Raw genomic sequence first — 21,377 nt, 5'->3', positions numbered from 1 at the left:
GGTTGGGCGGGCTATCGGGTGGTGGTGCCGGTGACCACGAGGAACTGGTCGGTGGTCAGGTCCATCACGACGTGGGCGTCGTGGCCCTGGGCGCGCTGGGCGGCGGCGTACTCGTCGGCGGGCCAGGAGCCGCGGGGGTGGCCGGCGGGGAAGCGCTCCAGGACGGTGCGGGGCGCGGCGGTGGTCATCGGTCGTCACCGCCGTGCACGCGCTCGTGGATGTCGATCAGGGTGGTGATGGCGTCGGGGTTGTCGGCGAGGCCGACCCACGTGCCGCGCGCGGTGAAGACGGGCACGGCGTCGGTGTCGGCGTCAAAGATCACGCAGTAGTCGCCGAACCTGTCGATCACCATCTCGCGCAGGGCCGGAACCAGGACTGTGTCGAGGACCTGGAGGACGTCGACGGTGAGCCGGGCGGGCGCACCGGGCGTCTGGGGCTGGACCAGGTCGCCGGTGACGCTGAGCAGGTCGCCGGGCTGTATGCGGGTCAGCAGCTCGTGGACGATCCTGGCGGCCGTGCTGGTGCAGGAGAGGACCGTGTCGGGGGCGTCCTCGGGGAGGATGTCCGCGTCGACGGGTCGGATGGTCAGGTCGAACATCGCGGTGCTGTGCGGGCCGGGGACGGGGATGGCGTCGACCCAGCCGTCGACGGTGCAGTGCGTGGTCTCCATCAGCTGGCCTCCGCCAGGGTCTCGGTGGTGCGCGGCGAGCGGGGTCGGGGGGTGTACTGCGCGCGGAGCACGAGTTCGCGGTTGCGGCGCTGCTGCTCCGGGGTCATCGGCCCGCACTTGGGGCCCTGGCGGTGCCAGAGCGGGGATGCGGGCGGCTCGGGATAGGCGAGGTTGTCGTCCTGCGGAGTGCTGCTCACGGGAGCCTCCGGGGGAAGGGTCAGGCGTGGTTGTCGTAGCGCTGGCGCTTGGGCTGGACGTCGGAGGCGAACCTGCCGAGGCGTGCCTCGGTCGGGTTGGCGGCGATCCAGGACTCCGCGCAGCACTTGTGAGCTGGCTCCCCGGCGTGGGAGCGCAGCGGTGTGGGCTGCTCGCACAGCGCGCAGGGGCGCATCTGCCAGTGGTCGTAGTGCTGGCTGTCGCGCCATTCGAGGAGGCCGCCGGGAGCCGGGACGCATCCCGGCTCGAACGGCGGCTTCTTGTCTCGCTTGCGGGTCACAGCCGTAGATCGGGCAGCTGCTGGAGGACCTGGTCCACGAGGTCGCGGGTCGGCTTCCAGGCTGGGAGCGCGCCTTTGGCGGGCACGGGCAGCGGCAGCTCGCGGACATCGGTCAGGACCAGGTGGTGCACGTCGCGCTCCGCCCATGGGCTGGAGCAGCGGGCGGGCCCCTGGTCCAGGTGGCAGTCGGTGAGCCGGGCGACCCCGATCACCGCCCCGAGGGGGAGTTCGCGGCCGCGGCTCGCGGTGGCGACCAGCGGGTCGCGCAGCACGGTGGGCGCCGGCTGCGCCTTCCCGGCGTGGAGCAGGACCCAGCCGCGCCAGCTCCAGGGCTTGGGCCTGTTCTCCGTGCTCTTGCCCGCGAGGATGCAGGTCGCCCAAGGCTGGCGGATGGTGATGCCCCGGATCCAGTCGCCGCCCTCGAGTTCGGCGGCGCTCACGCGGCACCCGCCAGAAGGTGTGTGCCACGGCGACCGGCGCGGCGGCCGTTGACCGTCTTCACGTAGGCGTTGGCCCGCGTCGCGAAGTATGGGAACGTCGCCTCGCCCTTCTTGACCCTGTACATGGCGGTGTCCGCGCCGCGCAGGATGCGGCTCATGCCCCCGCCGGGCAGGTCTGCCGCGCGGGAGATGCCGATCGAGACGTCCAGGCGCAGCGCGTGCTGCTCGTGCTGGAGGGGCTGTTGCAGCTGCTCGCGCAGCGCGGTGATCTCCGCGAGGGCGGTCGCCGGCGGGAGCACGGCGCAGACGGCGAACTCGTCGCCGCCCAGCCGGGCCGCGAGCGCCGTACGGCTGGAGCTCCAGCGGGCGAGGCGGTGGCCCATGGTCTGGATGACGGTGTCGCCCGCGGCGTGGCCGTAGGTGTCGTTGACGGCCTTGAAGTCGACCCCGTCCAGCATCAGGACGTGCAGGGCGTCCCGGCGGCGGGTGCGCAGGAGCCGCTCGCCGTACGCGACGAACTCGGGCCGGCAGGGCAGGCCGGTGAGCTGATCCTTGCGGGCATCGGCCAGGCGCCGGTGGAGCGTCAGGGCGTGGACGGTCCAGCCGGTGAGCGGGACCGCGAGGGTGGTGATGAGGAGCGCGCGTTGCCCGGATCGGGCCTGTACGCGCAGGGCGGAGTCCATACTGAGGTCTCCCTCTCGTCTCGTACGGGATGGGTGGCCCGGGGCAGTCGTCAGCCGGACAAGCAGGGCGGCTGTCCCGGGGCGGAGCTACAACTCGAAGGTGCTGGGCTTGGTCCAGCGGAAGGGGTTCGTCCAGCGGCCGGCGGTCGCGGCGGGCCAGTCGAGCTCCCAGCCGGGCCGGTATCCGCAGGCACCCCAGCCGTCCGGCCGACCGTGGGGGATCTCCAGCCCGGCCTCCGTCGCGGCGCGTGCCGCGTCGTAGACCTCGTGCGCGATCCGTACGGCGGCGCTGCGGCTGTCGGCCCGGCCGGTGAAGACGTGCAGTCCGCGCAGGCCGGGTGCCTCGGTACTGCGTATAGGGACGTCCACCTCGAAATACGGCAGCGGCATGGCGCCCATCTCCTTCCTGTGTTGAGGGGCCACCGCGACCGCCCCGGCCCTGCGGGTGCAGGGGTCCGGGGAGGCACGGAGTGCGCTCAACTCGGGGAAGGTTCAGCTGGCCGTCTCGATCGCGTCGCGCAGGTGGGTCCGCGCACGGGCCAGGAGCGCGGGCTGATCGGCGCCGGGCTCGGTCAGCGCGTCGGTGAGGTAGGTGGCGGCGGAGTCGAGGTCCTCGCCGGCGTCCTGCCAGGCGCCGATGCTGGACGAGGCGAGGACGTCGCGGACCCGTTCGACCAGGTCGATGAACGCGTTCTCGGTGAGGTCGCGCGGCGGCTCGTCTCCGGTGAGGGCGGCGAGGTCGGCGGTGAAGCAGTCTCGGAGCGCGGTGAAGGTGTCGGCCTGAGCGGTCTGGACGGCCATGAGGGCCTCCTTGTCAGAAGTCGAGCTGGATGGTGATGGGGGTGCGGCGGTCGCCGTAGTCGCGGCGGGGGTTGTGGACGGTCCGGCGGTGCGCGGCCAGGCCGGCGCCTCCGCCCTGGATCGGCAGATGGCAGTCCGGGCAGCCGCTGAACCATTCGTCGCCGGTCGGGAGGTCGGCCGGGGTGAGCGGGTGGGGGTGCGGCCCGTCGGCGGCCCGGCTCACCGGCCCTCGCCCCCGGCCGACTGCCGGTCGGCGAGCGCCAGGAGCTCCGCGGTGAGTTCCGGCGCGGACAGGATGGTGCGCAGGATCGAGGTGATCCCGTCGCGCTCGATGGGGTTCAGCCGGTCCCACACGGCGTGGGCGTCGCCGTGGGCGCCGACGGCCTTGAGGTAGTCGGCCTCGGTGCGGGCGGTGTGCTGGGCGCCGCACCGCCCGCACCGGAAAACGGCCTGGTCCCAGCCGCGCGCGGGGGCCTTGGTGCTCATGCGCTGATCGCCTCCATGGCCTGCGCCTCGAGGTCGGCGCGCCCCTCGGGGTCGTCGTCCCAGCCCCGGTCGTGGTCGTCGGCCTCCTGGTCGACGTCGTCGGGGCCGCCGTGGACGGTGCAGACGGCGTCCGGGTGCGGCCGGTCGCTGGTGTGCGCGACGAGGAGGTCGGTCACCGAGTGCACGGGCTGCCAGGCGCGCGCGTCACACTCGTCGTCGTACGGGCAGCACACGAGCAGGTCGAAGCCGATGTCACCCTCGCCGTCGACGTCCGTGCGCAGGGCGAGCACGAGCCGGTCCTTGCCGAGGCGGATCTCGCCGACGCGGTCGCCGCCCGCCAGGTCGCTGCCGTCGCGCCAGGTCCACAGCGGCAGCACGTCCGGTCCGAAGACGCGGCGCACCAGGAGCAGGGAGCCGAGGCCGGCGCTGCCGTCCCAGCCCATGTCGCGGCGGCGGGCGTCGCTGGCGCGCTTGAGGAGCGGCTCCAGGCGGTGGATGTTGTCGGCGAAGACGACGTGGTCGAAGCCCTCGCCGTGCAGCTGCGGGAACGCGGTGACGGCGTCGGCGTGCTGGCGGCGTACGACGTCCTCGGGCACGGCGCGGTCCGGGTCGCGGACGGCCTGACGCCACACGCACACGTCGGCCGGGGTCGCCACGAGCAGCGCGACGACGGGTACACCGTGGGCGCGGGCGGCGTCGATCAGGCCCTTACGGACGCGGGCGTCGGTGTTCGTGTCGCTGATGACCGTGGTGAGCCGGCGGGCCATGCGTGCCGTGAGCGCGGCGTGCATGACGGTGACCGCAGCCTCGGTGGAGGACTGGTCGCCGGCCCGGTCCGAGACCATCGCCCTGAAGGCGTCGAGCTCCAGGACCTGGGTGGCGGGCCAGCTGCTCGCCAGCGTGCTCTTGCCGCTGCCGCTCGCCCCGATCATCACGATGAGCGCCGGGTCGGGGATGGTCGTGTCGAGCGGCTGCATGGTGCCGGTGAAGGTGGTCTTCATGCGCGTTCTCCTTGCGGGTGGAGGGTGCAGGTGGCCAGGTGCAGGCGCATCCCGGCGGAGTCGGCGACGAAGGCAGCGGCCTCTTCGATCGCGCAGGCGGCGGATTCGGCGTCCTCGCCGTCCAGCGGCGTGAGCGCGGCGGCGCGGGAGGCCATCGTCAGGAGCTGGTTGAGCGAGCCGAGGACGCCGTCCTGCGGGAAGGCTTCGTCGAACAGCTCGCGCAGCAGCCCGGCGAGGAACTCGGCGTCGACCGGACCGCCCAGTTCGTCCTCGAGCTGCTGGACGGCGAGCTTGGCGATCCCGACGGAGGTCCGCACCCGCTCCAGGCGGGTGCGGGCGGCGGGGGTCACCGGCGGTCGCCCTTGCGCAGGGTGATCCAGGTGGTGACCAGGGCGGCGGCCACGCCGATCAAGCGGTGTGCCGCCTGGTCCAGCTCCATGAGCGCCGTGCCGGGTCCGGAGACGTCCTGGACCGGCTCGGGGTAGGCGGTGCCCTCGCCGCCCTGCTTGCGTACGACCGTGGCGTGCTTGATGTAGCCGGACTTGCCCGCCTTCTCGGCAAGCCACAGCAGCGGTTCGCGCCGGTCCAGGATTCCGTGGGTGATCGCGTTGATCGCGGCGCCGGTGAGGAGCGCGGCCGCGGGGACGCGGTAGCCGACGGTACGGGTGACGGCGATGGTCGCAGCGAGCTGCACGGCCGAATAGCTGGCGACGTGTCGGCTCACCGAGCGGCGGCCGTACGCGCTGGCGGTGCAGGTGCGGCCCTCCTTGCCGTGGCGCCACGGGTTCTCCTCCACCGGGGCACCGTCGTTCTTGTAGACCAGGTGGGAGCCGTGCATGCCCTTGGTCGAAGCGTCGTGCGAGTTCTGCACGAACTGGTCCCCGAAGCTGTGGACTCCGTCGAAGACGGCGGTCAGGGCGGCGGCCAGGGCGAGGCCCTCAATGGCGCGGAGGCGATCAGTCATGCTGGGTGTGCTCCTCATCTCGGTGTTCGGGGTGGGGTGTGCGGGGCGGCCGGCCTCTTGCCGATGCTGCGGTCGCCCCGTGATGCACTTTCGCCCCCGGCCGGAGTCCGGCCGGGGGCGACGGTGTTCAGAACGGCGGCTCGTCCCAGGCCGGGACGGGCAGGAGCCGGATGCGGATCTCGCGCCGGTAGGACCAGCAGCCGCACGCCTCCATCTCGGGGAAGGCGCCGCCGGTCCACCAGCCGCCCTCGCCGTGACAGCGCGGGCAGCCCGGCCGGGGCAGGGCGGTGATCTCGATGCGGTGCCGGTCCGCGTACAGCTTGAGGTGGCCGGCCTTGAGCACGGCGGCCGCCGTCGCCGCGGCGAGCGGGACGGTGGCGGCCAGCAGCAGGGCGCCGCGCAGGTGGCGGGCGGTCACCTCAGCGGGATGGCGCGGCAGGCGGCGGCGTGGCTGTTGGCGTCCGGCCGGATGCAGAACAGGAAGTCCTCCTCGGGCCGGTCGGAGGAGTCTCCGCAGCCGTGGCAGTCCCAGCGGTTCTTGTCGGAGTGCTCGCCGGGGCCGGTGACGTCCACGTACGAGCCGCCGACCGTGATGAACCTGATCAGCAGGTTCTTGGGGCGGTCCGGCTCGGTGAAGGCGGCGAGGGTGGCGGTGCTCATGGGCTGGTGTCCTCTCGGATCAGGCGGCCAGCAGGTGCTTGGCCAGGGGAGCGATGTACGAGGTGGGGTCGGCGGGCGTGCCGTCGTAGCACTCCAAGCACGACCCCAAGGTCCTCAAGGGAAGGCAGTGGAAATAGCGCCGGCCACAGGGGCCGGGACACGTCTGACGAGCAGCCATCGCCTTGTCGAGCGCGGCCTCCTTCGCGAGCGTCATCGCGAACTTCGGCTTCGCCAGGTCGATCCGGTACAGCCACGCCCACCGCTTCCCGCCCCGGCACTCGATCCGGGCGACCGGCTCCGCTCCTCCGGGGCGCAGGCCCATCTCCCGCAGCTGGCGGCGGGTTGCGAGGTTCGTACGCCCGGCCTGCTTCCATCGGAAGACCGGTAGCGAGCCGTCGCCGGGGTCGTTCGGGTCGACGTCGACCAGGTCCTGGTCCTGGTCGGCCATCACCTGCTCCAGGTGCCGGGGAGCCGGGCGGGGCGTTGCGGGTAGCGGGGGCCGGGGCGCTGCGGGCGCGGGCGTCCGATCCGGCGGCGCGGACGGGGTACGAGCACGGGATGTCCTCCAACAAGGGGTTGATGGCGGGCAGTGCTGCGCCCCGTCGGCGGGCGGTCCGTCGACGGGGCGTGGGGTGAGGGCGGGTGGCCGGGCGGCCTGCCCGGTCACCGGGACCAGCCGCCCCCGGGGGTGGGGGCGGTGGTGCCGGTGGCCGGGCGGGGTGACCGGATCAGCTGGTGGACGCGAGGGCGGCGGTGCGGGCGCGGTGGACGTCGTGGCGGCGGGGCCGGGTGCCGCTGTGGGAGGTGCACAGGGCGCCGGGCTGGGAGTCGCAGGCCGGGCAGGCGACGGCGAGCGCGGGGTTGCCCGTGGCGGGCGCCTGGTCCCGGTCGCCGGGGCCGTCCTGGGTCGTGGCCGTGTCGGGGTACTGGGCGAGGAGCTGGTCCAGGAGCTGGCGGATGCGGTCGGCGTTGCCGCGGATCCACTCGGGGACGAGGTGCTGGCCGTGGTCGGGGGTGTAGAAGGCTGCGGTGTCGCGGGGGTCGGCGGCGAGCGCGTCCTGCAGGTGCGCTGCGGCCGCGACCATCGCGGTGATGGCGGGGGCTTCGATACGGCTGGGCCGGATGCTGTGCTCGCAGTGCTGGATCTGAGGGGAGATCAAGGCTGTTCCTTTCGCGGGTGAAGGGGTGGCTGGGGCCGGGGGTCAGAGAGCGGCGGCGATGAGGAGGAGAGTGAGGGCGGCCGTCCCGCCGATCAGGAGGGCGGCGCCGGCGCTGGCCCACCAGTAGTGGCCCATGGTCTTTTCGTCGCGGAGGTCGCTGAGACCGTCGGCGATGCGGGCGTGGAGCGCGGCCAGCGGGGACAGGGCGGCGTACCAGCGGCCGAGGCGGTCTATCTGGCCGGCGATCTCGTCGTCGGGGATGTGTCCGCCGTGGACGCCCTGGCGGTGGGCGGTGCCTTCGGCCTCCAGGTCGTCGAGGGCGAGGACGATGGGGCTGGTGGTGCGGCAGATGGTGCAGCGGTAGCGGTATCGGTGCACGGTGGTCGGGCTCCTGCGGGTGAGGGTGGTTCGGGCAGGGAACGGCGACGCCCCGCCCGGAAGGTTCCGGGCGGGGCGTGGTGCCGAGCTGTGTGGGTGTCTCCGCGTCTGGGCGGAGGAGGCGGTCAGGTGTTGATCTGCCTGCGGACGTCTGCGACGAGGCGGAGGATCTCGGTGGCCATGTCGGTGATCGTCTGGAGCTGCCTGTCGATGTCGGCCGGGTCCGAGCCGGTGAACGAGAACGAGCGGCCGTCGTCGCTGCCCGGCTGCGGGCCGGTGAACGAGAACGACCTGTCACGGTCCGGTTCGGGGTTGGTGAACGAGAACGACAAGGCAGCTCCAGCCGGTCAGATGTTCATGTGGTGGGCGCGCCGGATGGCGGCCTCCCACACGCTACGCACCTGTGCTCCGGTGTGGGAGTCGTTCCAGGAGGGGATCGTCTCCCACTTCTTGCCGTGCTGGCGGCGGGCCTCGTCCAGGAGCAGGTTCCCGGCGTCGCAGTAGGCGGCGTTGCGGGCGCCGGCCGCGGCGCGCAGGGCGCCGATGGAGCAGCGGGCGCCCTCGGGGTGGACGAGGGTGCGCCTGGCCCAGCCGTGGGTGTCGAGGAACGCGAGGGCGTCGGTGAGGGTCTTCTCGACCGGGCCGGTCAGGCGCACCGGCGGGGCGGCGGGGAGGCCCGGGGGAACCGGCGCGGGAGCCGCCGAGGCCGCGGGGGCGGCGGGCTCCGGGGTGGGGTCGGGGTCGGGGTCGAGGAGCTGGAACGCCTTCGCGTACAGGTCCTGGTCGACGGGGGTGAAGCCGTTCTGGGTTCGGGTGTTCATGCTGCCCTCCACAGGCCGTTCTCGTTGATGACCTCGCCCCGCTTCTTCAGCTCCGACAACCGCGGCTTCACGTTCCGCGCGGGGATCTCGAGCTTTCGGGCGATGGTTTCGGCGGTCATGGGGATGGAGTGCTCCTGGAGGAGCTCGAGGATGCGCGGCTTGATCAGCTCCTGTCCTTCCGGCGCCGCCGGTGCCCCACCCGACCGGGCGGGCCCGGTGACGACGTGGAGACCGGCGGGGTTGTGGTGGGCCGCCGGCTCCTGCGAGGAGGGGGCGCCCTCGGCCGCGGCAAGGAGGTCGGCGAGGCTGCCGACCAGGTTCTTGCCGCGCTTGTCGACCATCGGCGTCTGGGCGACCGCGTCGCGCTCGCGCCAGGCGTCGCAGTCCTCGATCCCGACCGGCGGCTCGCCTCCGGCGAGGGAGACGGGCGGCACGTCCAGGTGCAGGGAACGGAACTGGACGGCCTGTGAACCGGGCGTGAGGAGGTAGCCCAGGCCGAAGGTGCCGTCCTCGGGAGCGGCGGCGGCCTCGGTGGCCAGGCCGCTCATGTCCCGGTTGCTGACCTTGGCGTACTGGCCCGGCCACTGCGAGGGGATCATCGACAGGTCGATGCCCTCCGCGCCCTCCACCGCGTTCGCCCCGACCAGCGATCCCTGGCCCTTGGCGCACCGCAGGAACACCGCGCCACCACCGATCAGCAGCTGCGAGCGGATCACGGTGGAGTTGCCGAGGTCTTCGGCCAGCGGGGTCTGGGTGGCCAGGACCACGCCGATACCCCGCTTGAGGGAGCGTCGGGTCAGCTGCTCCACGATCGCCTTCGCCTCCAGGTGGTACGGGGAGGAGGCCGACAACAGCATGTGCGCTTCGTCAATGACGACCAGGACCAGCGGGTCGGTGAACGGGAACGCCGGGGAGCGGTACCGGGCTTCGCGGTCGAGCATCATCGCGTAGGCCAGGCGCAGCGCGCCCATCGCCTCGTCCAGGCCGTCACCGCAGTGGACGGCCAGGTGGGCTCCGGCGATGGTCCCGGCCTGCGGGGAGGCGAGGATCACCGCGATGCCGGAGCGGTGGGCGGAGAGCAGGATCTGCTCCAGCAGCCCGGACTTGCCCGAGCGCGAGCCGCCGACGAGGTAGAGGTGGCGGGCGCCGGAGCCGGGCTGCGCGAGCGGCAGGAGCGCGGCCCGGCCGTCGACGTAGGTGCCGGCGCGGATGTAGCCGCGGGAGTCCATCGACAGCTCGTCCAGGACCGAGGAGAGCATCGTGCCGTGCATCAGCGCGTGCTCCTTCATCACCCGGATCCCCATCTGCGAGGGCTTGTCGCCGGGGGCGAGGGCGATCTGGATCGTCTCCAGGTCGAGGTTGCCCGCGAGGTCCTGGAGGTTGACGGTGCCGATCGCCCGGCGGTCGCGGGTGGCGATCCCTTCCCAGTCCTTCGGCCCGTCGTAGCGGGTGAGGGTCAGGGTGGTGCCGGGCATCGCGCCCTCCGGGACGCCGACGTACGCGGCCCACAGCTCCTCGGGAGTCGTGGGAGTACCGGCCTGGATCTGCGGCTGCGCCGCCGGTGCCGTCAGCTGCACGGTGACCGGCAGCGCGTTCGGCGCGTAGTGCTTGGGGTCTCCCAGCTCGACCTGGGAGACGGGAACCTTGTAGACGGAGGCGATGTCGGCTTCCCGGACCTTCACCTGCTGCCCGGGGGGCAGGGTGATGATCCCGGTGAACGACACGTGGCTGTCGACCTGGAGGACGAGCTGCTCCAGGGCGGCGCCGGGCTGGATGAGCTTGCGGCCTTCGGTCTGGGTGGGGCCGGAGATGAACTCCGCCCAGAAGGCGGCGATCACCTGTTCCTGCGAGCTGAGCCCCGTGCCCGCGCCCTTGGTGGTGGTCGCGGGCGTGAGCGCGGCGGCGGGGGTGTGTCCGGTGAGGTTGCGGTGGTGGGCGAGGGCGGCCGCCCCGGCCGGGACGGCGAGCCCGAGGGCGATCAGCGGGTTCCCGCCCGCGGCGAGGACCTCGCTGGCTGCGATGCCGCAGCCGGTGGTGGTGAGCCCGCACGCGATCAGGGACCGCAGAACCGGGGCGGAGGCGCCAACGGCCCACGCTCCGGCTCCGGCCGCCGCGGCGGCGAGGGCGGACCAGGGGCCGGCCACGAGTGGCACCACCGCGAGCGCGGCGGGCGCGTACTGGACGAACTGTGCTCGGGTCGGCCCCATGATCCTTCGTTCTCCTTACTGCTGGGCGTAGAAGCCGGCTTCGGCCATGTCGACGGGGGAGGAGTCGACCGCGTCGGCGATCCCGCCGTGGTCGTTCTCGGTGGTGGTCTTGGCGTCGTCGGCGGCAGCGGAGGCGCTGTCGGCGGCGGAGGTGTAGGCGCCGGCCGCGTCCTTGACGCCGGTCATGGTCAGCGCGGCGTCGGCGAACTCAGCCGTGGTCGCGTCGTCGACGGCCAGCGCCTTCATCGTTTCGGAGGCGTCCAGCATCTGCTCGGCGGCGTCGTCGACGTCGGCGGCGAGCTTGGTGACGGTCTGGGCGTGCGCGTGGACCTTGTGGGTGAGCCAGGCCAGCTTGGTGCGCAGGGCCGCGTAGTTCGCGGCGTCCTTCAGGGTCTCGGTGGCGCTCATGAGGGGCCTCTCCTGTCTCTGTTCAGCGGGCGTTGTAGAAGTCGCGCTCGGCGGGCTTGGTCAGGGGGGAGTCGGCGACGGCCCGGAAGATCCCGCCGTGCCGCAGCTCCGCGTTCGCGGACGCGGTGCGGCACGCCTCCTCGCCGCCCTGGATCTTGTCGTGGACGTCCTTGGCGGCGGCGGCCTGGAGGTCGAGCTGCTCCTTGAGCACCTCGCACTTGGCGATGAGGTTCGCGCCGACGCCCTTCGCGGTGATGTCGGCGATGAGCGTGTCGCAGTCGGTGGCCAGCTCCAGGGACTCGTCCATGAGTTCCAGGGCGGTGTCGGTGCTGGCCTGGCACAGGGTGGCCGAGCCCTCGGCGAGGTCGATGACCTGGGTGAGGGTCATGACCTCGCCGCCGCTGTAGGTGCGGGTCTTCCCGGCGGCGGTCGTGACGTGGACGCCCTTGTCATCGACGGTCGCGGAGTGCGGGGTGGGCGGGTTGGGCTGCATAGAGGGGTCCTTCCGGATGTGGTCGGGCAACGTGACGGTGCGGGGCCGCGGGATGGTGCCCGCGGGCGGGACTGCGGACCCCGGCGGGACCGTCGTCGGCGGCTCCGTAGGCGGCGGGGGAGCCGTCGGGGGCGGCGGGGTCGTCGGCGGCGGCGGGGCCGTGGGCGGGGTCGTCGGGGGAGGCGGGGGCGCGGACGGCGGCGGAGGCGCTGTCGGCGGCGGGGGCGCTGTCGGCGGCGGGGGCGCTGTCGGCGGAGTTGCCGAGGACGGGGATCCTGCCGGCGGGGTCGTCGAGGACGAGGTCCCCGTCGGCGCGGTGGCCGCAGAAGGCTCTCCGGAGGTGGAAACGGAAGGCTTGCCGGTCGGCTTTTTGAGGTAGGCCGAGCGCCATCCGTCGCGCAGGCCACCGGCCATATGAGCGCCCGCCAGCAGGCCATAATGCGTTTTCGCCGCGATGTTGTACGGCGTATTCCGGAATGTGTCCGGAGCCCGGGACGGCTCCCATTTCGATTTCGTTTTAGCGGGGGGCTTTTTGATTCCCGCCTGCTCGTATTTCCCGTTCGTTTTCTCCACGCCGAACAGATAACTGATGGCGAGGAGTACGAGGAGTTCCATGACCCTCCCTTCTGTGACTCTGTGTGGTTGAGGTCGGTTACCGGTTACCGGTTACAGGCCCGCGGAACCCCGGTTCTGACCCTCCAGCGGGGGGTTCGGGGCACTCCTGGGGGCTGTAACCGGTAACCGGTAACCACACTTGCTCACTCAGCGCGACGACGAGCCGATGTTGTTCACGGTCGTGTTCGCGGTGTTGAACACCGACTCCAGCGTGCTGCGGATCTCCTCGCTGAACGGCGTGTACGGCAGGAAGATCCCGGAGACGATCAGCATGATGCAGATCGCCATCTGCTTTCCCTTGGTCTTCTTGAAGGTGAAGAAGAGGGCCCAGCAGAACAGGGCGAGGGCGAAGAACTGAAGCGTCATGTCACGCACCCTTCTCGAAGGTGAATCCCTTGTCGTTCATGGGGGTTACCGCGCCCGAACCGGAGGGCGTGGAGAGTTTCTTGTAGGCGATGAATCCGCCGCCTCCGACGAGCGCCACCCACAGCCAGGGGCTGGAGGTGATGCCGCCGCCGGCACCGTCATCGGCGGGCTTCTGGGCCTTGGTGGCCGTGCCGCCGAAGGTCGGGGCGTCGCACTCGGGGATCCTCGCGATGTCGTACGAGGCGGCCTTGGCGACCGCCGCCGCGCGCAGCTTCATGCACTCGCGGTAGACGGTCATCTCCCGCTCGTACACGACCTTGGCCGTGGCCTCCTCGGTCTGCGCCCGCTGCTTGTCGGCCTCGGCTTCGACCAGGGCGTTCGCGGCGTTTTCCTGGGCGCGCGCACGGTCCTGGGCGGCCTGCTCGGCCTGCATGCCGGTGACGGTGATGACCGTGCCGCACACGGCGACGACGGCGATCGTGCCGCACATGGCGATCGCCGCGGTGTTGCGGCGCATCCCGCCGACCGCGGCGGACAGGCGCGAGGTCGTCGCGGGCTTCTCCGGCTTCTCCGGGGTCTGGGGGGCCTGGGGGGTCTGGGGGTCCATGCGGCTGAACTCCTTGTCCCAGTCGATTCCGGACATGATCGAGTGACTCCTTTTCGGGGTTGTTCGAGCCCGCCCAGACATGCCGGAAGCGGGTTCTGATCAGGGGAAACGTGCTGTAGTGGTCGTCGCTGCTTCCGGCAGTCGCGAGGAGGGCCAGCCCGATTGCTGCGGGCTGGCCCTCCTTGGTGTGTGCCGGACGGGTGGGTCAGGTGAGGTACTTGTCGGCGTCCTCGGGCCGCAGCAGGCCGGCTTCCTTCAGCAGCCGGACGGCCCGCGTCTGGTTGACCGAGAGGTCGGTACGGGCCCGGTAGAGGGTGACGAAGCCGTCCTCGTCGCGCGGGAGTTTCTGTACGAGCGGGAGGAGTTCGGCGTCCGTCCGGGCGGGCGTACCGGGTCGGTCCGTACCGCCTGTACGGCCCGCACCGTTCGTTCCGGTTGCACGGGAGGAGGCGGTGGCCGTACCGGTACGGCCACCCTGTACGGCGTCACGGTCGAGTTGTGTACGGACGCTGACCGTGCCGGTGCGGTCCTGTACGGCCGCGTGAGCCGTACCGGTACGCCCCCGGGGTGCCGTATCTGTACGCGCCGCCCCGTCCGGGGTGGTGTGTACGCCGTATGTACGGTCGCTGTACGGCCTGGTCAGCGCCCCTTCGGCCCCGTCGTGGTGCGAGGGGTGCGAGAGGGCGTGTGCCGGGTCCGTACCGTCGTATCCGGTGCCCGTACCGTCCGCTCGTCCGTCGCTGTTCGCGGCGTACAGACCGTCGTGAGCGGGCTGCGTACGGCCGGACGTCGCACTGTCCGTACCGTCCGCCCGGCGGTGCGTACCTGTACGGGCGTGCGTTCCGCTTCCGCCGTCCGTACCGGTACGGCCCGGCGTACCGGTGGCCGTTCCGGACGGTGCGTCCGTACCGCCGTGGCCGTCCGTACTGTCGTCGTGCATGAGGGTGTGGACGCGCCAGATGACGGCCACGAAGATCAGGACGACGAAGGTGGTGAGCTGCCACGGAGCCGCTCCGCCCTCGGGGACGAGGTGCGCCTGCTCGGAGAGGTGGAAGACGACGTTGGCCGACGCCATCAGCAGCAGCGCCGGCGCGATGTCCCGCTTGGTGCGGAACGCGGTGACGCAGTAGACGTCGATGCTGACCGGCAGGAGCGGGGCGACGTACTCGTTGATGCCGACCATGCGGGCGAGTTCGTACTCGCCGGAGGCGGCGAGGCCGACGCCGGCGGCCAGCGCAACCCACGGCGCCGCCTTCCACAGTTTGCCGCCGAGGTTCTGTCGCCAGCCGCGCCACTTCGAGGCGGACTTCTTGGCCTCGCGGGCCTCGTTCAGCAGCCGGCGGGCGCGGGCCTCGTCGGCCTGCGCCCGGTCGGTGATGCCCTTGGCCTTGCGCTCGGCCTCGGCGGTGATGCGCTCGGCCTGCTTCTGGGCGGCCTCGCGCAACTCCTGGGCGACGGTGGTGGCCTCGGTCCGCAGCTTCTCGCGCTGCTTGTCGCACGCCGTCTTCAGCCCGGCGAGCTCCTCGGCCAGGGCCTGGCGCTTGGCGGCGGCCTCGGTGTCGAACTTCTCACCGAGCTCGCGCAGCTCGGCGCGCAGTTCGGCGCGGGCCGTCTCCGCCTCGGCGCTCACGGCGGCGACGTGGGCGTCGGCCTCGCGGCGCCGCTCGGCGGCGGCCTCGACCGCGTCCGCGTACAGCGCCTCCGCCTCGGTGCGCCGGGCGTCGTACTGCTCGGCGGCGGCCTTGGCGAGCTGGGCGTGGCGCTCGCGGGCCTGGTCGACCTCCTTCTGCGTAGCGGCGAGCAGGTTGTCGGCCTCCTCGCGGGCGCGGGCGAGGATCTGCCCGGCCTCGGTGCGGCGGGCCTCGACCAGGACGGAGATCTCGGTGAGGTCGGCCTCGGCCAGGCGCCGCAGCTCGGCGATCGCCGTCGCGGTGGCCTGGTGGTCGGCGGCGGCCAGCTCGGTCAGCTCCGCGACCTGCGCCCGCGCCTGGGCGAGGAGCTGGTCGGCGCGGGTGCGGGCCTCGGTCAGGAGCCGGTCGGCCTCGCCGCGCAGCTTCTGCGCCTCCTCGCGCGCCGTCTCGGCCTGGGTGGTGGCCGCAGCCCGCTGGGCGGTGGCCTCCTCCTGGGCGTCGGCGGTGACGGCCTCGGCGCGGGTGCGCGCGTCGGCCAGGAGGACGGTGGTCTGCTCGTGGGTGTCGGCGACGGTGCGCGCCGCCTGCTCCTCGGCCTGCGTCTGGAGGACGAGGGCCTGCTCGCGGGCGGTGTCGATGATGTCGGCGGCCCGGTCGCGGGCGTCCGCGACCCTGGCCAGCGCCGCCCAGTCCGTCTCCAGCACCGTCTCCGTCTCCGGAACGGTCTCCGTCTCGGGGGCCGGGGTCGGGGCGGGCAGGGTGGAGGCGGCGGGCTGCGCGACCGTCGTGGTCGGCTTCTTGGTGCGGGCGTTGGCCCTCTTGGTCCGGGTTCGAGTGGCGGCCACGCCGCCTCCTTCCAGGTCGGGTGCCGCCCCGAAGGTCGGGGCGGCGGTGGTACGGGGTGGGTGGGTCAGCCGCGCGGGTTGGGCAGCTCCGGCGGCGTGTTGGCGGTGGTGTGCTGCTGGGTGAGCCAGGCGAGCGCGGCCGCGGTCATGTCGGTGGCCGCGCCGTCGGCGTGCAGCGGGGCGGTGTCGATGTCGCGCATCGCGTCGATCGGCGGCAGCAGCCGCATGTAGTCCGGCTTGGCGAACTCGATCAGGCGGCCGGAGACCAGCGCGGTCAGGTTGTACACGCCGGTCGCCCACGCCTTCTTGACCCTGCAGACGAAGGTGTGACCGCTCTGCCCGGTCCAGTACAGCTCCGGGTCGCGGTACAGGACGTAGTCGCCGTCCCTGAAGACGGCGACGGTGGGGGTGGTGGTCTTCTGGGTGCTGATGGCCACGGCATCTCCTCGAGGAGGTCGGTCGTGCGGACCGGGCTGTCCGGCTCCCCTCGGCCCCGTCCGTACCGGCACACAGGCCGGGACGGGCAGGGGAGGCAACCGACAGACGGAAAGGGGTCAGTGGACGTCGATGAAGCGGAACGCCGCGAAGGCGGTCGTGCGCGGGTCGGCGGTGGCCTGGACGATGCGGTCGGCCTCGCCGGTGTCGCCGCGGTTGACGGCGTCGGCCGCCGCCCGGGCCGCGTCCCAGTCGATTCCCGCCGCCGACGTCGCGGTGGCGGCGGGGCGGTGGAGCCGGGCGCGAAGCGCGCGCCAGGCCCGGCGGAGCGGGCGCGGGCGGCGGGCCCGGGTCACCCGGGCGGCAGCGTCACGGTGCCCGAGCTCGTGCAGGATCTGCTCGGAGTCGTAGTCGGCGGCGGTCCAGCCGTCGCGGCGGATGGTGCGCATGGCGCCTCCTGAGATGGACGTCGAACCGGGCCGATGCCCGGATCCGGGGATGCGAAAGGCCGGCCGCCCGTGAGGCGGGCGGCCGACCTGGCGGAACAGCGTGATGCGGGAGTGAAGTTGGGTTGGCGTCCTACGGGGCGGGACGCTCAGCCGCGCGAGCGCCGGCCGAAGTCGTGCTGCTCGTTGGTGCGGCGGAGGTCGTCCTCCAGGCGCTTGTGGTCGGCGTCCGTCATGCCGCCGCCCCGTTCCTCGCGCCCCGGGCGCGGTTGCGGGCGGCGCGGCGCTTCATCGCCCGCCGCTCGCTCTCCGACAGGCCTCCCCAGACGCCCTCGTCCTGCCCGGACTCCAGCGCCCACTGCAGGCACTGCTCCATGACCGGGCAGCGGCGGCAGACGGCCTTGGCTTCCTCGATCTGCAGCAGGGCCGGGCCGGTGGTGCCGATGGGGAAGAACAGCTCGGGGTCCTCTTCGCGGCAGACCGCGTTGTGACGCCAGTCCATCGCGGTCACTTCCCCTGCCGGACGCGGCGCAGGGCCTCGTCCATGTCCGTGTCGGAGTCGCCGTTGTTCCGTGCGATGCTGTCCTGCATCAGGTCCTCCACGTAGGTCCTGGACAGCCCCGGGGGGTTCCAAGTCACCGGGGCTGTCGTCGTGTTGGCGGGTCGTACGACCGGCCACGACCATCGGCCACCCCCTGAGTGCAGAAGAGGGTGGCCGGTGATCGTGGGCGTCCGTCCGGGGCCGGCTAGTCAGGCGGCGGCGTACTCGGGGCGGCAGCCGGAGCGGATCGTCCGGCGCAGGCGGTCGGCGTAGGGGATGAGGACGTCGACCAGGCGCTCGCGGACACGCGCGGTGATCGACGGGTCGGCCGCGAGGATGTCCCGCGCCGCCTCCCGCCGCGCCCCATACTCCGCGATGACGTCGTCGCGGGCCTTGGTCTTGCCCTTCTTCACCGTGGACGCGGCGCCCCATCGGGCCAGCTCGCCCGCGGTCACCAGCTCGTACATCTCCAGCGGCGTACCGAAGGCGATGTCGAGGTCGACGTCGAAGTCGGCGGAGAGCGGGACGTCGAGCTCGTCCAGGAGCGCGAGCGTCTCGGCGTCGAACACCTCGTCGGCGCTGAGCCGGTGGGACGTCAGGGTCGGGGTGGCGGGCATCAGGACCTCCAGGTTGCGGCGCGTCAGGCGGGACGGGAGCAGAAGGCCCCGGCCTGTCCCCCCGCGCGGAGCGGGAGCCGGGGCCGGGGCCGTGGGCGGTCGTGCGGGTCAGGCGGCGAGTGCGGGCCTGTTGCAGCGGGCGGTGTACGCGGCGGCGGTCTCACCCGGGGCCGGGGTGGGCAGCGCGGCCCTGACCTCAGCCACCAGGGCGGTGTGCGCGGGCTGGTCCGCCGGGGCCAGGGGGCGGCGCCAGACCGTGGCCAGGTGCGTGTAGGCGGCGCGGGCGAGGTGCTCCTCGAGGACGTCGCTCGCGCACCGGTCCTGGCTGGCGTCGGCCAGGGCGCGAAGGGTGCCGGTGGCCAGGGCGCGGACGGAGCGGCGGTCCCCGGCGGTCTGGGGGGCCATGGCCAGCGGGGCGCCGGCGGGCCCGTCGACGGCCCGACCGCGAGTCGTGGGGATCGCGTCGACGGAAACCGTACGGGCGGCGTCGGCCCGGCGGGCAGCGGGGATCGCACGCTCCCACTGGGCTCGCCGGTCGGCGGGGCGCTCCTGCGGCCGGGCGACCTTGAGGGTCTGGACGGTAGCGCGGCGGTGGCGGGTGAGGTCGACGGCGAGGCGCTCCTCGCGCGCCCACTCCCTGTACTGGCGGCGCCAGGCGTAGTCGGTGATGTCCACGTCGACGATCCGGTTGCTGGAGCGGCAGCGGGTCGCGTCGGCGACGCCGGCCTTGCCGGTGTGGTGCGGGACCGTCTTGAGCAGGTAGGTGCCGCGGTGGGGGGTCACGGCCACCCAGGTGCCGCAGTCCGGGCACACCAGCGAGATGCGGCGGGACTGCGTGGTCTCCACGGTCCGCATGTCGATGTGACCGGGCGACAGGGTCGAGAGGACGATCGCGTCGAGGGGGCTGACGCGGGAGGTACGGGTGCGGCCCAGGCGCTTAGCGGCCTTGGGCATGGCGAGCTCAGGCATGGCGACTCCTCGGCAGGAAGAGAGGGAGGGGTACTCGCGGGGCGGATGCTCTCTCCGCCCACCAGGCCCACGAGCCAACGCCCGAGTCCTGGCAGACAGACAGCGCATCAGCGCTGAGGTCGTACAAGCAGTCCTGCCAGCCGGGGGGTTTGGTGTTGCTACCGCCTCCGACCACCTGCCCGTCTCCGAGGAAACGAGCTGCGGAACTGCGATGGTGCTGGGCGCTTGACAAGCAGATATAGCGAACGCAACCAAGCGATTTAGCGCCCTAAACCGCTCGACTACCGAAACCATAGGTCTCGTCACGGCGCGCGTCAACCACCTTGAACCCATGGGGTTTAATGGGGTAAACATGACCCTACGAAGGGAGGCACGTATGGAAGCGCACGATGTAGCTCCAGCCGCGCTGAGAGACCAGCTCGATGCGGCTTTCGACGTCGCCTTGTCCCAGCTGAAGGAGCTCCCTGACCCTCTGGAGCGCGCGAAGGTCGCACATGGTCTCGCTGGCCGTGTACAGGACTACGGCAACGAGTTTCAGGCGGTCCGCAACGAGGCGATGAACGAGACGCTGCGTGTGGGCCGGTTGAACAGCACTCAGCTGGCGTCCGAACTCGGCATCAGCAAGGGACGCGTAAGCCAGCTCGCCAAGGGAGCTCCGCCGGAGAGGCTCTTCCTCGGCTCGGGCAAGGTCATCGTGGCGCTGGCCGAGAAGCTGGAAGACGGCAACGACAAGGATGGCAAGAAGAAGGCCATCCAGGGCCCCGTGATCGCCACCGAGGACGTCCAGACCTACGAACGTCTGCGGGAGCTGGCCGAAGATGTCGGGTTGGAAGTCAGCTTCGAGCGGATCCCGCTCGGCGGCAACGTCCGGCTCAACCGCAACAACCTCGTGGTCATCTGCGGCCCTCGGCTGTCGCCCCTCATCGAACAGATCCTTGAAGGGGATCCCCACCTGCGGTTCGGCAAGGATGATGACGGCTGGTACCTCACCGACCGCAACACCGGCCAGATCTACCGCTCACCGATGGACCGGGGCGAGAACAGCGACATCGCATACTTCGGCCGGCTCCCGCGCCCTGACGGCAAGGGAACCTTCCTTTATGTCGCCGGCATCCACGCGCGTGGCTCCGGTGGCGTCGTTCACTGGCTCAACCAGGAGCTGGCCACCGTGCACCGCGAGCTCAAGGCGCGACGGTTCTCGACCCTCGTCTCCAGCCGCTTTGACCCGGAGACCCTCGAGATCGTCGCGAGCGAGCAAATCACGCCGTTCTACCGCCCGGAAGGGGCCTGACGTGCAGGTATCCATGGCTTCGACCCAAGGTGTGGGCACCGCAAACGAGGACACTGTCCACGTCAGCCCTACCGGGGTCGTCGTGCTGGACGGCCTGTCCGCGCCCAAGGACCTGCCCATGGGGTGCATCCACGGCACCCCATGGTTCGTGCGGCAGCTCGGCACATGCTTGATCAACCTGATCGGCGACGACGTGGTGTCGCTGCGCGAGGCGCTGCGAAGCGCTATCTCCGAGGTCAATGACCTCCACCGTGACACCTGCGCGTTGGACCAGGAAGCCGTCCCGGCATCGACCGTCGTGATGATCCGTGAGCGGGGGGACGTCCTCGACTACCTCGTGCTCTCCGACAACGTGCTAGTGCTTGACCTCGGCGACGAGGGCATCCGGACCATCACCGACAAGCGAGTCGAAGAGGTGGCCGGCGCGGAGATGGAGGCCGCGCTCCAAGGGCCGACGGGTACTCCCGAGCACGCCGCTCGTGTCTCCGCGCTCGTCACAGTCCAACGGCATCTCCGGAACCGGCCTGGCGGTTACTGGGTCGCGGCAACTGACCCGGCTGCGGCTGACGAAGCGATTACCGGGAGCGTCGACCTTGCCCAGGTCCGTCAGGCCGCTCTACTCACGGACGGCGCGAGTCGACTCGTTGACAGCTTCGGCGCTCTGAGCTGGGAGCAACTCCTCGATCTGCTGCGCGTCGAGGGGCCGGCGGCCCTGATCGCGCGCACTCGGGAAGTCGAGCTTGCTGACCCGGCCGGCGAGCGCTGGCCGCGGTTCAAGCGGTCCGATGACGCGACCGCCGCGTACGCGCGCATCGGTCGGCCCGTGTCGCTCTCCTCTGGAGGTCAGCGCCTGGAACGCGGGCGCCGTACTGGTTCTTCATGGGGTGCGGGAGAACGCTCCGACGGACACACCGCCGCCGTCGCCTCCGCCCCGCAGAACGTTGCTGCGGCACTGGGGGTGGAAGCTGGCGACGACGTCATCCGGCGGACCCGCGTCTACCGTGACCGGCACGGCGTCGTTGCACACTCGACCTCGTGGATCCAGCTCGAGTTCGCCCAGGCCGTGCCCGCGCTCCTCCGCAACGAACGCCTGCTCGGCGGCACGTCCCTCGACCTCATCGCCCAGGAAACGGGGCGGCAGGCTGTGAAGCGTACGGACGAAACCACGGCCCGCATCGCCACCGCCGAGGACGCCCAGCTCCTGGAGCTCCAGCCCGGTACGAACGAAGCGATCCTCGTCCTCTCCGCTCGGTTCGTCGACCGCGAAGGCCGGCCTCTGGAGTACGGCGTGGATCTGGGCGCCCCCGGCCGTACGCGCGTCGAAACGGCGGACATGACGTGCTGAC

The 21,377-nt window shown here is 72.0% G+C and carries 35 protein-coding genes; 2 read left to right on the top strand and 33 right to left on the bottom strand.

Annotated elements, in window-relative coordinates; all coding sequences use genetic code 11:
* Positions 1-11 precede the first annotated feature (11 nt).
* The 33 genes from ACFWWU_RS35215 to ACFWWU_RS35055 form a co-directional block, all read right to left on the bottom strand.
* Positions 12-188 (bottom strand): hypothetical protein, encoded by a 177-nt coding sequence (locus tag ACFWWU_RS35215; RefSeq protein ID WP_170198266.1) that lies wholly within the window; start codon positions 186-188, stop codon positions 12-14.
* Positions 185-670 (bottom strand): hypothetical protein, encoded by a 486-nt coding sequence (locus tag ACFWWU_RS35210; protein ID WP_384152572.1) that lies wholly within the window; start codon positions 668-670, stop codon positions 185-187. The genes ACFWWU_RS35215 and ACFWWU_RS35210 overlap by 4 nt, the downstream gene beginning before the upstream one ends.
* A complete protein-coding gene (locus ACFWWU_RS35205) occupies positions 670-867 on the bottom strand; it encodes a hypothetical protein (protein WP_384152569.1) in 198 nt (65 codons plus the stop codon). The genes ACFWWU_RS35210 and ACFWWU_RS35205 overlap by 1 nt, the downstream gene beginning before the upstream one ends.
* A gap of 20 nt (positions 868-887) precedes the next feature.
* The gene (locus ACFWWU_RS35200) at positions 888-1,166 is read right to left on the bottom strand and encodes a hypothetical protein (RefSeq protein WP_384152567.1); all 279 of its coding nucleotides are present in this window, start codon (positions 1,164-1,166) and stop codon (positions 888-890) included.
* Positions 1,163-1,606, bottom strand: coding sequence for a hypothetical protein (locus ACFWWU_RS35195; protein WP_384152564.1), 444 nt, complete (start codon positions 1,604-1,606; stop codon positions 1,163-1,165). Before ACFWWU_RS35195 ends, ACFWWU_RS35200 begins: the two co-directional genes overlap by 4 nt.
* Entirely contained in the window at positions 1,603-2,289 is a 687-nt protein-coding gene (locus ACFWWU_RS35190; protein WP_384152561.1) for a GGDEF domain-containing protein, read from the bottom strand. Before ACFWWU_RS35190 ends, ACFWWU_RS35195 begins: the two co-directional genes overlap by 4 nt.
* Positions 2,290-2,376: 87 nt before the next feature.
* On the bottom strand, positions 2,377-2,679 hold the full coding sequence (locus ACFWWU_RS35185) for a hypothetical protein (RefSeq protein ID WP_384152558.1): 303 nt from the start codon (positions 2,677-2,679) through the stop codon (positions 2,377-2,379).
* A gap of 102 nt (positions 2,680-2,781) precedes the next feature.
* A complete protein-coding gene (locus ACFWWU_RS35180) occupies positions 2,782-3,090 on the bottom strand; it encodes a hypothetical protein (RefSeq protein ID WP_384152555.1) in 309 nt (102 codons plus the stop codon).
* Positions 3,091-3,103: 13 nt separating this feature from the next.
* Complete coding sequence (locus tag ACFWWU_RS35175; RefSeq protein WP_384152552.1) at positions 3,104-3,313, bottom strand: hypothetical protein; 210 nt, start codon at positions 3,311-3,313, stop codon at positions 3,104-3,106.
* Complete coding sequence (locus ACFWWU_RS35170; protein ID WP_384152549.1) at positions 3,310-3,576, bottom strand: hypothetical protein; 267 nt, start codon at positions 3,574-3,576, stop codon at positions 3,310-3,312. The genes ACFWWU_RS35175 and ACFWWU_RS35170 overlap by 4 nt, the downstream gene beginning before the upstream one ends.
* Positions 3,573-4,577, bottom strand: coding sequence for an AAA family ATPase (locus tag ACFWWU_RS35165; RefSeq protein ID WP_384152546.1), 1,005 nt, complete (start codon positions 4,575-4,577; stop codon positions 3,573-3,575). The genes ACFWWU_RS35170 and ACFWWU_RS35165 overlap by 4 nt, the downstream gene beginning before the upstream one ends.
* Positions 4,574-4,927, bottom strand: a complete 354-nt coding sequence (locus ACFWWU_RS35160; RefSeq protein WP_384152543.1) for a hypothetical protein — start codon at positions 4,925-4,927, stop codon at positions 4,574-4,576. Before ACFWWU_RS35160 ends, ACFWWU_RS35165 begins: the two co-directional genes overlap by 4 nt.
* The gene (locus tag ACFWWU_RS35155; protein ID WP_384152540.1) at positions 4,924-5,541 is read right to left on the bottom strand and encodes a hypothetical protein; all 618 of its coding nucleotides are present in this window, start codon (positions 5,539-5,541) and stop codon (positions 4,924-4,926) included. The genes ACFWWU_RS35160 and ACFWWU_RS35155 overlap by 4 nt, the downstream gene beginning before the upstream one ends.
* Positions 5,542-5,668: 127 nt before the next feature.
* Positions 5,669-5,959, bottom strand: coding sequence for a hypothetical protein (locus ACFWWU_RS35150; RefSeq protein ID WP_384152537.1), 291 nt, complete (start codon positions 5,957-5,959; stop codon positions 5,669-5,671).
* Complete coding sequence (locus ACFWWU_RS35145) at positions 5,956-6,201, bottom strand: hypothetical protein (protein WP_384152534.1); 246 nt, start codon at positions 6,199-6,201, stop codon at positions 5,956-5,958. The genes ACFWWU_RS35150 and ACFWWU_RS35145 overlap by 4 nt, the downstream gene beginning before the upstream one ends.
* Before the next feature lie 19 nt (positions 6,202-6,220).
* Positions 6,221-6,649, bottom strand: a complete 429-nt coding sequence (locus tag ACFWWU_RS35140; protein WP_384152531.1) for an RRQRL motif-containing zinc-binding protein — start codon at positions 6,647-6,649, stop codon at positions 6,221-6,223.
* Positions 6,650-6,929: 280 nt separating this feature from the next.
* On the bottom strand, positions 6,930-7,361 hold the full coding sequence (locus ACFWWU_RS35135; protein WP_384152528.1) for a hypothetical protein: 432 nt from the start codon (positions 7,359-7,361) through the stop codon (positions 6,930-6,932).
* 42 nt (positions 7,362-7,403) lie between these two features.
* Positions 7,404-7,739, bottom strand: a complete 336-nt coding sequence (locus tag ACFWWU_RS35130) for a hypothetical protein (RefSeq protein WP_384152525.1) — start codon at positions 7,737-7,739, stop codon at positions 7,404-7,406.
* Between the two features lie 125 nt (positions 7,740-7,864).
* A complete protein-coding gene (locus ACFWWU_RS35125; RefSeq protein ID WP_058944585.1) occupies positions 7,865-8,071 on the bottom strand; it encodes a hypothetical protein in 207 nt (68 codons plus the stop codon).
* Positions 8,072-8,086: 15 nt separating this feature from the next.
* Positions 8,087-8,560, bottom strand: coding sequence for a hypothetical protein (locus tag ACFWWU_RS35120; RefSeq protein ID WP_384152521.1), 474 nt, complete (start codon positions 8,558-8,560; stop codon positions 8,087-8,089).
* Entirely contained in the window at positions 8,557-10,767 is a 2,211-nt protein-coding gene (locus tag ACFWWU_RS35115; protein ID WP_384152518.1) for a hypothetical protein, read from the bottom strand. Before ACFWWU_RS35115 ends, ACFWWU_RS35120 begins: the two co-directional genes overlap by 4 nt.
* Before the next feature lie 15 nt (positions 10,768-10,782).
* Positions 10,783-11,175, bottom strand: coding sequence for a hypothetical protein (locus tag ACFWWU_RS35110; protein WP_384152515.1), 393 nt, complete (start codon positions 11,173-11,175; stop codon positions 10,783-10,785).
* 22 nt (positions 11,176-11,197) lie between these two features.
* Positions 11,198-11,668 (bottom strand): hypothetical protein, encoded by a 471-nt coding sequence (locus ACFWWU_RS35105; RefSeq protein ID WP_384152512.1) that lies wholly within the window; start codon positions 11,666-11,668, stop codon positions 11,198-11,200.
* A complete protein-coding gene (locus ACFWWU_RS35100) occupies positions 11,625-12,059 on the bottom strand; it encodes a hypothetical protein (protein ID WP_384152509.1) in 435 nt (144 codons plus the stop codon). Before ACFWWU_RS35100 ends, ACFWWU_RS35105 begins: the two co-directional genes overlap by 44 nt.
* A 371-nt stretch (positions 12,060-12,430) precedes the next feature.
* Complete coding sequence (locus ACFWWU_RS35095) at positions 12,431-12,649, bottom strand: hypothetical protein (protein ID WP_249004794.1); 219 nt, start codon at positions 12,647-12,649, stop codon at positions 12,431-12,433.
* 1 nt (position 12,650) lies between these two features.
* Positions 12,651-13,292, bottom strand: a complete 642-nt coding sequence (locus ACFWWU_RS35090) for a hypothetical protein (RefSeq protein WP_384152506.1) — start codon at positions 13,290-13,292, stop codon at positions 12,651-12,653.
* Positions 13,293-13,461: 169 nt separating this feature from the next.
* Complete coding sequence (locus ACFWWU_RS35085) at positions 13,462-15,732, bottom strand: hypothetical protein (RefSeq protein ID WP_384152503.1); 2,271 nt, start codon at positions 15,730-15,732, stop codon at positions 13,462-13,464.
* A gap of 65 nt (positions 15,733-15,797) precedes the next feature.
* Positions 15,798-16,169, bottom strand: a complete 372-nt coding sequence (locus ACFWWU_RS35080) for a hypothetical protein (RefSeq protein WP_384152500.1) — start codon at positions 16,167-16,169, stop codon at positions 15,798-15,800.
* Between the two features lie 117 nt (positions 16,170-16,286).
* The gene (locus tag ACFWWU_RS35075; RefSeq protein ID WP_384152498.1) at positions 16,287-16,616 is read right to left on the bottom strand and encodes a hypothetical protein; all 330 of its coding nucleotides are present in this window, start codon (positions 16,614-16,616) and stop codon (positions 16,287-16,289) included.
* A 229-nt stretch (positions 16,617-16,845) separates the two neighbouring features.
* Entirely contained in the window at positions 16,846-17,115 is a 270-nt protein-coding gene (locus tag ACFWWU_RS35070; protein WP_384152495.1) for a WhiB family transcriptional regulator, read from the bottom strand.
* Positions 17,116-17,120: 5 nt separating this feature from the next.
* Complete coding sequence (locus ACFWWU_RS35065; RefSeq protein ID WP_267882170.1) at positions 17,121-17,252, bottom strand: hypothetical protein; 132 nt, start codon at positions 17,250-17,252, stop codon at positions 17,121-17,123.
* Positions 17,253-17,363: 111 nt separating this feature from the next.
* Positions 17,364-17,771: a hypothetical protein gene (locus tag ACFWWU_RS35060; RefSeq protein ID WP_384152491.1), complete on the bottom strand. Its 408-nt coding sequence runs from the start codon at positions 17,769-17,771 to the stop codon at positions 17,364-17,366.
* 108 nt (positions 17,772-17,879) lie between these two features.
* The gene (locus ACFWWU_RS35055) at positions 17,880-18,740 is read right to left on the bottom strand and encodes a hypothetical protein (RefSeq protein WP_384152488.1); all 861 of its coding nucleotides are present in this window, start codon (positions 18,738-18,740) and stop codon (positions 17,880-17,882) included.
* A gap of 376 nt (positions 18,741-19,116) precedes the next feature.
* Here ACFWWU_RS35055 and ACFWWU_RS35050 point away from each other — a divergent pair, with 376 nt between their 5' ends.
* Entirely contained in the window at positions 19,117-20,031 is a 915-nt protein-coding gene (locus ACFWWU_RS35050) for a sigma-70 family RNA polymerase sigma factor (RefSeq protein WP_384152485.1), read from the top strand.
* A 1-nt stretch (position 20,032) separates the two neighbouring features.
* Positions 20,033-21,376: a UTRA domain-containing protein gene (locus ACFWWU_RS35045; RefSeq protein WP_384152482.1), complete on the top strand. Its 1,344-nt coding sequence runs from the start codon at positions 20,033-20,035 to the stop codon at positions 21,374-21,376.
* Position 21,377: the final 1 nt, after the last annotated feature.

It is taken from the genome of Streptomyces sp. NPDC058650 (assembly GCF_042717315.1).
Lineage (GTDB): Bacteria > Actinomycetota > Actinomycetes > Streptomycetales > Streptomycetaceae > Streptomyces.
This window is presented reverse-complemented; position numbering and strand designations above follow the sequence as displayed.

Coding starts and splice junctions, on each gene's coding strand:
- ACFWWU_RS35215 (WP_170198266.1), bottom strand. CDS start 188: ATGACCACCGCCGCGCCCCGCACCGTCCTGGAGCGCTTCCCCGCCGGC.
- ACFWWU_RS35210 (WP_384152572.1), bottom strand. CDS start 670: ATGGAGACCACGCACTGCACCGTCGACGGCTGGGTCGACGCCATCCCC.
- ACFWWU_RS35190 (WP_384152561.1), bottom strand. CDS start 2,289: ATGGACTCCGCCCTGCGCGTACAGGCCCGATCCGGGCAACGCGCGCTC.
- ACFWWU_RS35185 (WP_384152558.1), bottom strand. CDS start 2,679: ATGCCGCTGCCGTATTTCGAGGTGGACGTCCCTATACGCAGTACCGAG.
- ACFWWU_RS35180 (WP_384152555.1), bottom strand. CDS start 3,090: ATGGCCGTCCAGACCGCTCAGGCCGACACCTTCACCGCGCTCCGAGAC.
- ACFWWU_RS35170 (WP_384152549.1), bottom strand. CDS start 3,576: ATGAGCACCAAGGCCCCCGCGCGCGGCTGGGACCAGGCCGTTTTCCGG.
- ACFWWU_RS35165 (WP_384152546.1), bottom strand. CDS start 4,577: ATGAAGACCACCTTCACCGGCACCATGCAGCCGCTCGACACGACCATC.
- ACFWWU_RS35155 (WP_384152540.1), bottom strand. CDS start 5,541: ATGACTGATCGCCTCCGCGCCATTGAGGGCCTCGCCCTGGCCGCCGCC.
- ACFWWU_RS35145 (WP_384152534.1), bottom strand. CDS start 6,201: ATGAGCACCGCCACCCTCGCCGCCTTCACCGAGCCGGACCGCCCCAAG.
- ACFWWU_RS35140 (WP_384152531.1), bottom strand. CDS start 6,649: ATGGCCGACCAGGACCAGGACCTGGTCGACGTCGACCCGAACGACCCC.
- ACFWWU_RS35120 (WP_384152521.1), bottom strand. CDS start 8,560: ATGAACACCCGAACCCAGAACGGCTTCACCCCCGTCGACCAGGACCTG.
- ACFWWU_RS35115 (WP_384152518.1), bottom strand. CDS start 10,767: ATGGGGCCGACCCGAGCACAGTTCGTCCAGTACGCGCCCGCCGCGCTC.
- ACFWWU_RS35110 (WP_384152515.1), bottom strand. CDS start 11,175: ATGAGCGCCACCGAGACCCTGAAGGACGCCGCGAACTACGCGGCCCTG.
- ACFWWU_RS35105 (WP_384152512.1), bottom strand. CDS start 11,668: ATGCAGCCCAACCCGCCCACCCCGCACTCCGCGACCGTCGATGACAAG.
- ACFWWU_RS35100 (WP_384152509.1), bottom strand. CDS start 12,059: ATGGCGCTCGGCCTACCTCAAAAAGCCGACCGGCAAGCCTTCCGTTTC.
- ACFWWU_RS35095 (WP_249004794.1), bottom strand. CDS start 12,649: ATGACGCTTCAGTTCTTCGCCCTCGCCCTGTTCTGCTGGGCCCTCTTC.
- ACFWWU_RS35090 (WP_384152506.1), bottom strand. CDS start 13,292: ATGTCCGGAATCGACTGGGACAAGGAGTTCAGCCGCATGGACCCCCAG.
- ACFWWU_RS35075 (WP_384152498.1), bottom strand. CDS start 16,616: ATGCGCACCATCCGCCGCGACGGCTGGACCGCCGCCGACTACGACTCC.
- ACFWWU_RS35070 (WP_384152495.1), bottom strand. CDS start 17,115: ATGGACTGGCGTCACAACGCGGTCTGCCGCGAAGAGGACCCCGAGCTG.
- ACFWWU_RS35060 (WP_384152491.1), bottom strand. CDS start 17,771: ATGCCCGCCACCCCGACCCTGACGTCCCACCGGCTCAGCGCCGACGAG.
- ACFWWU_RS35055 (WP_384152488.1), bottom strand. CDS start 18,740: ATGCCTGAGCTCGCCATGCCCAAGGCCGCTAAGCGCCTGGGCCGCACC.
- ACFWWU_RS35050 (WP_384152485.1), top strand. CDS start 19,117: ATGGAAGCGCACGATGTAGCTCCAGCCGCGCTGAGAGACCAGCTCGAT.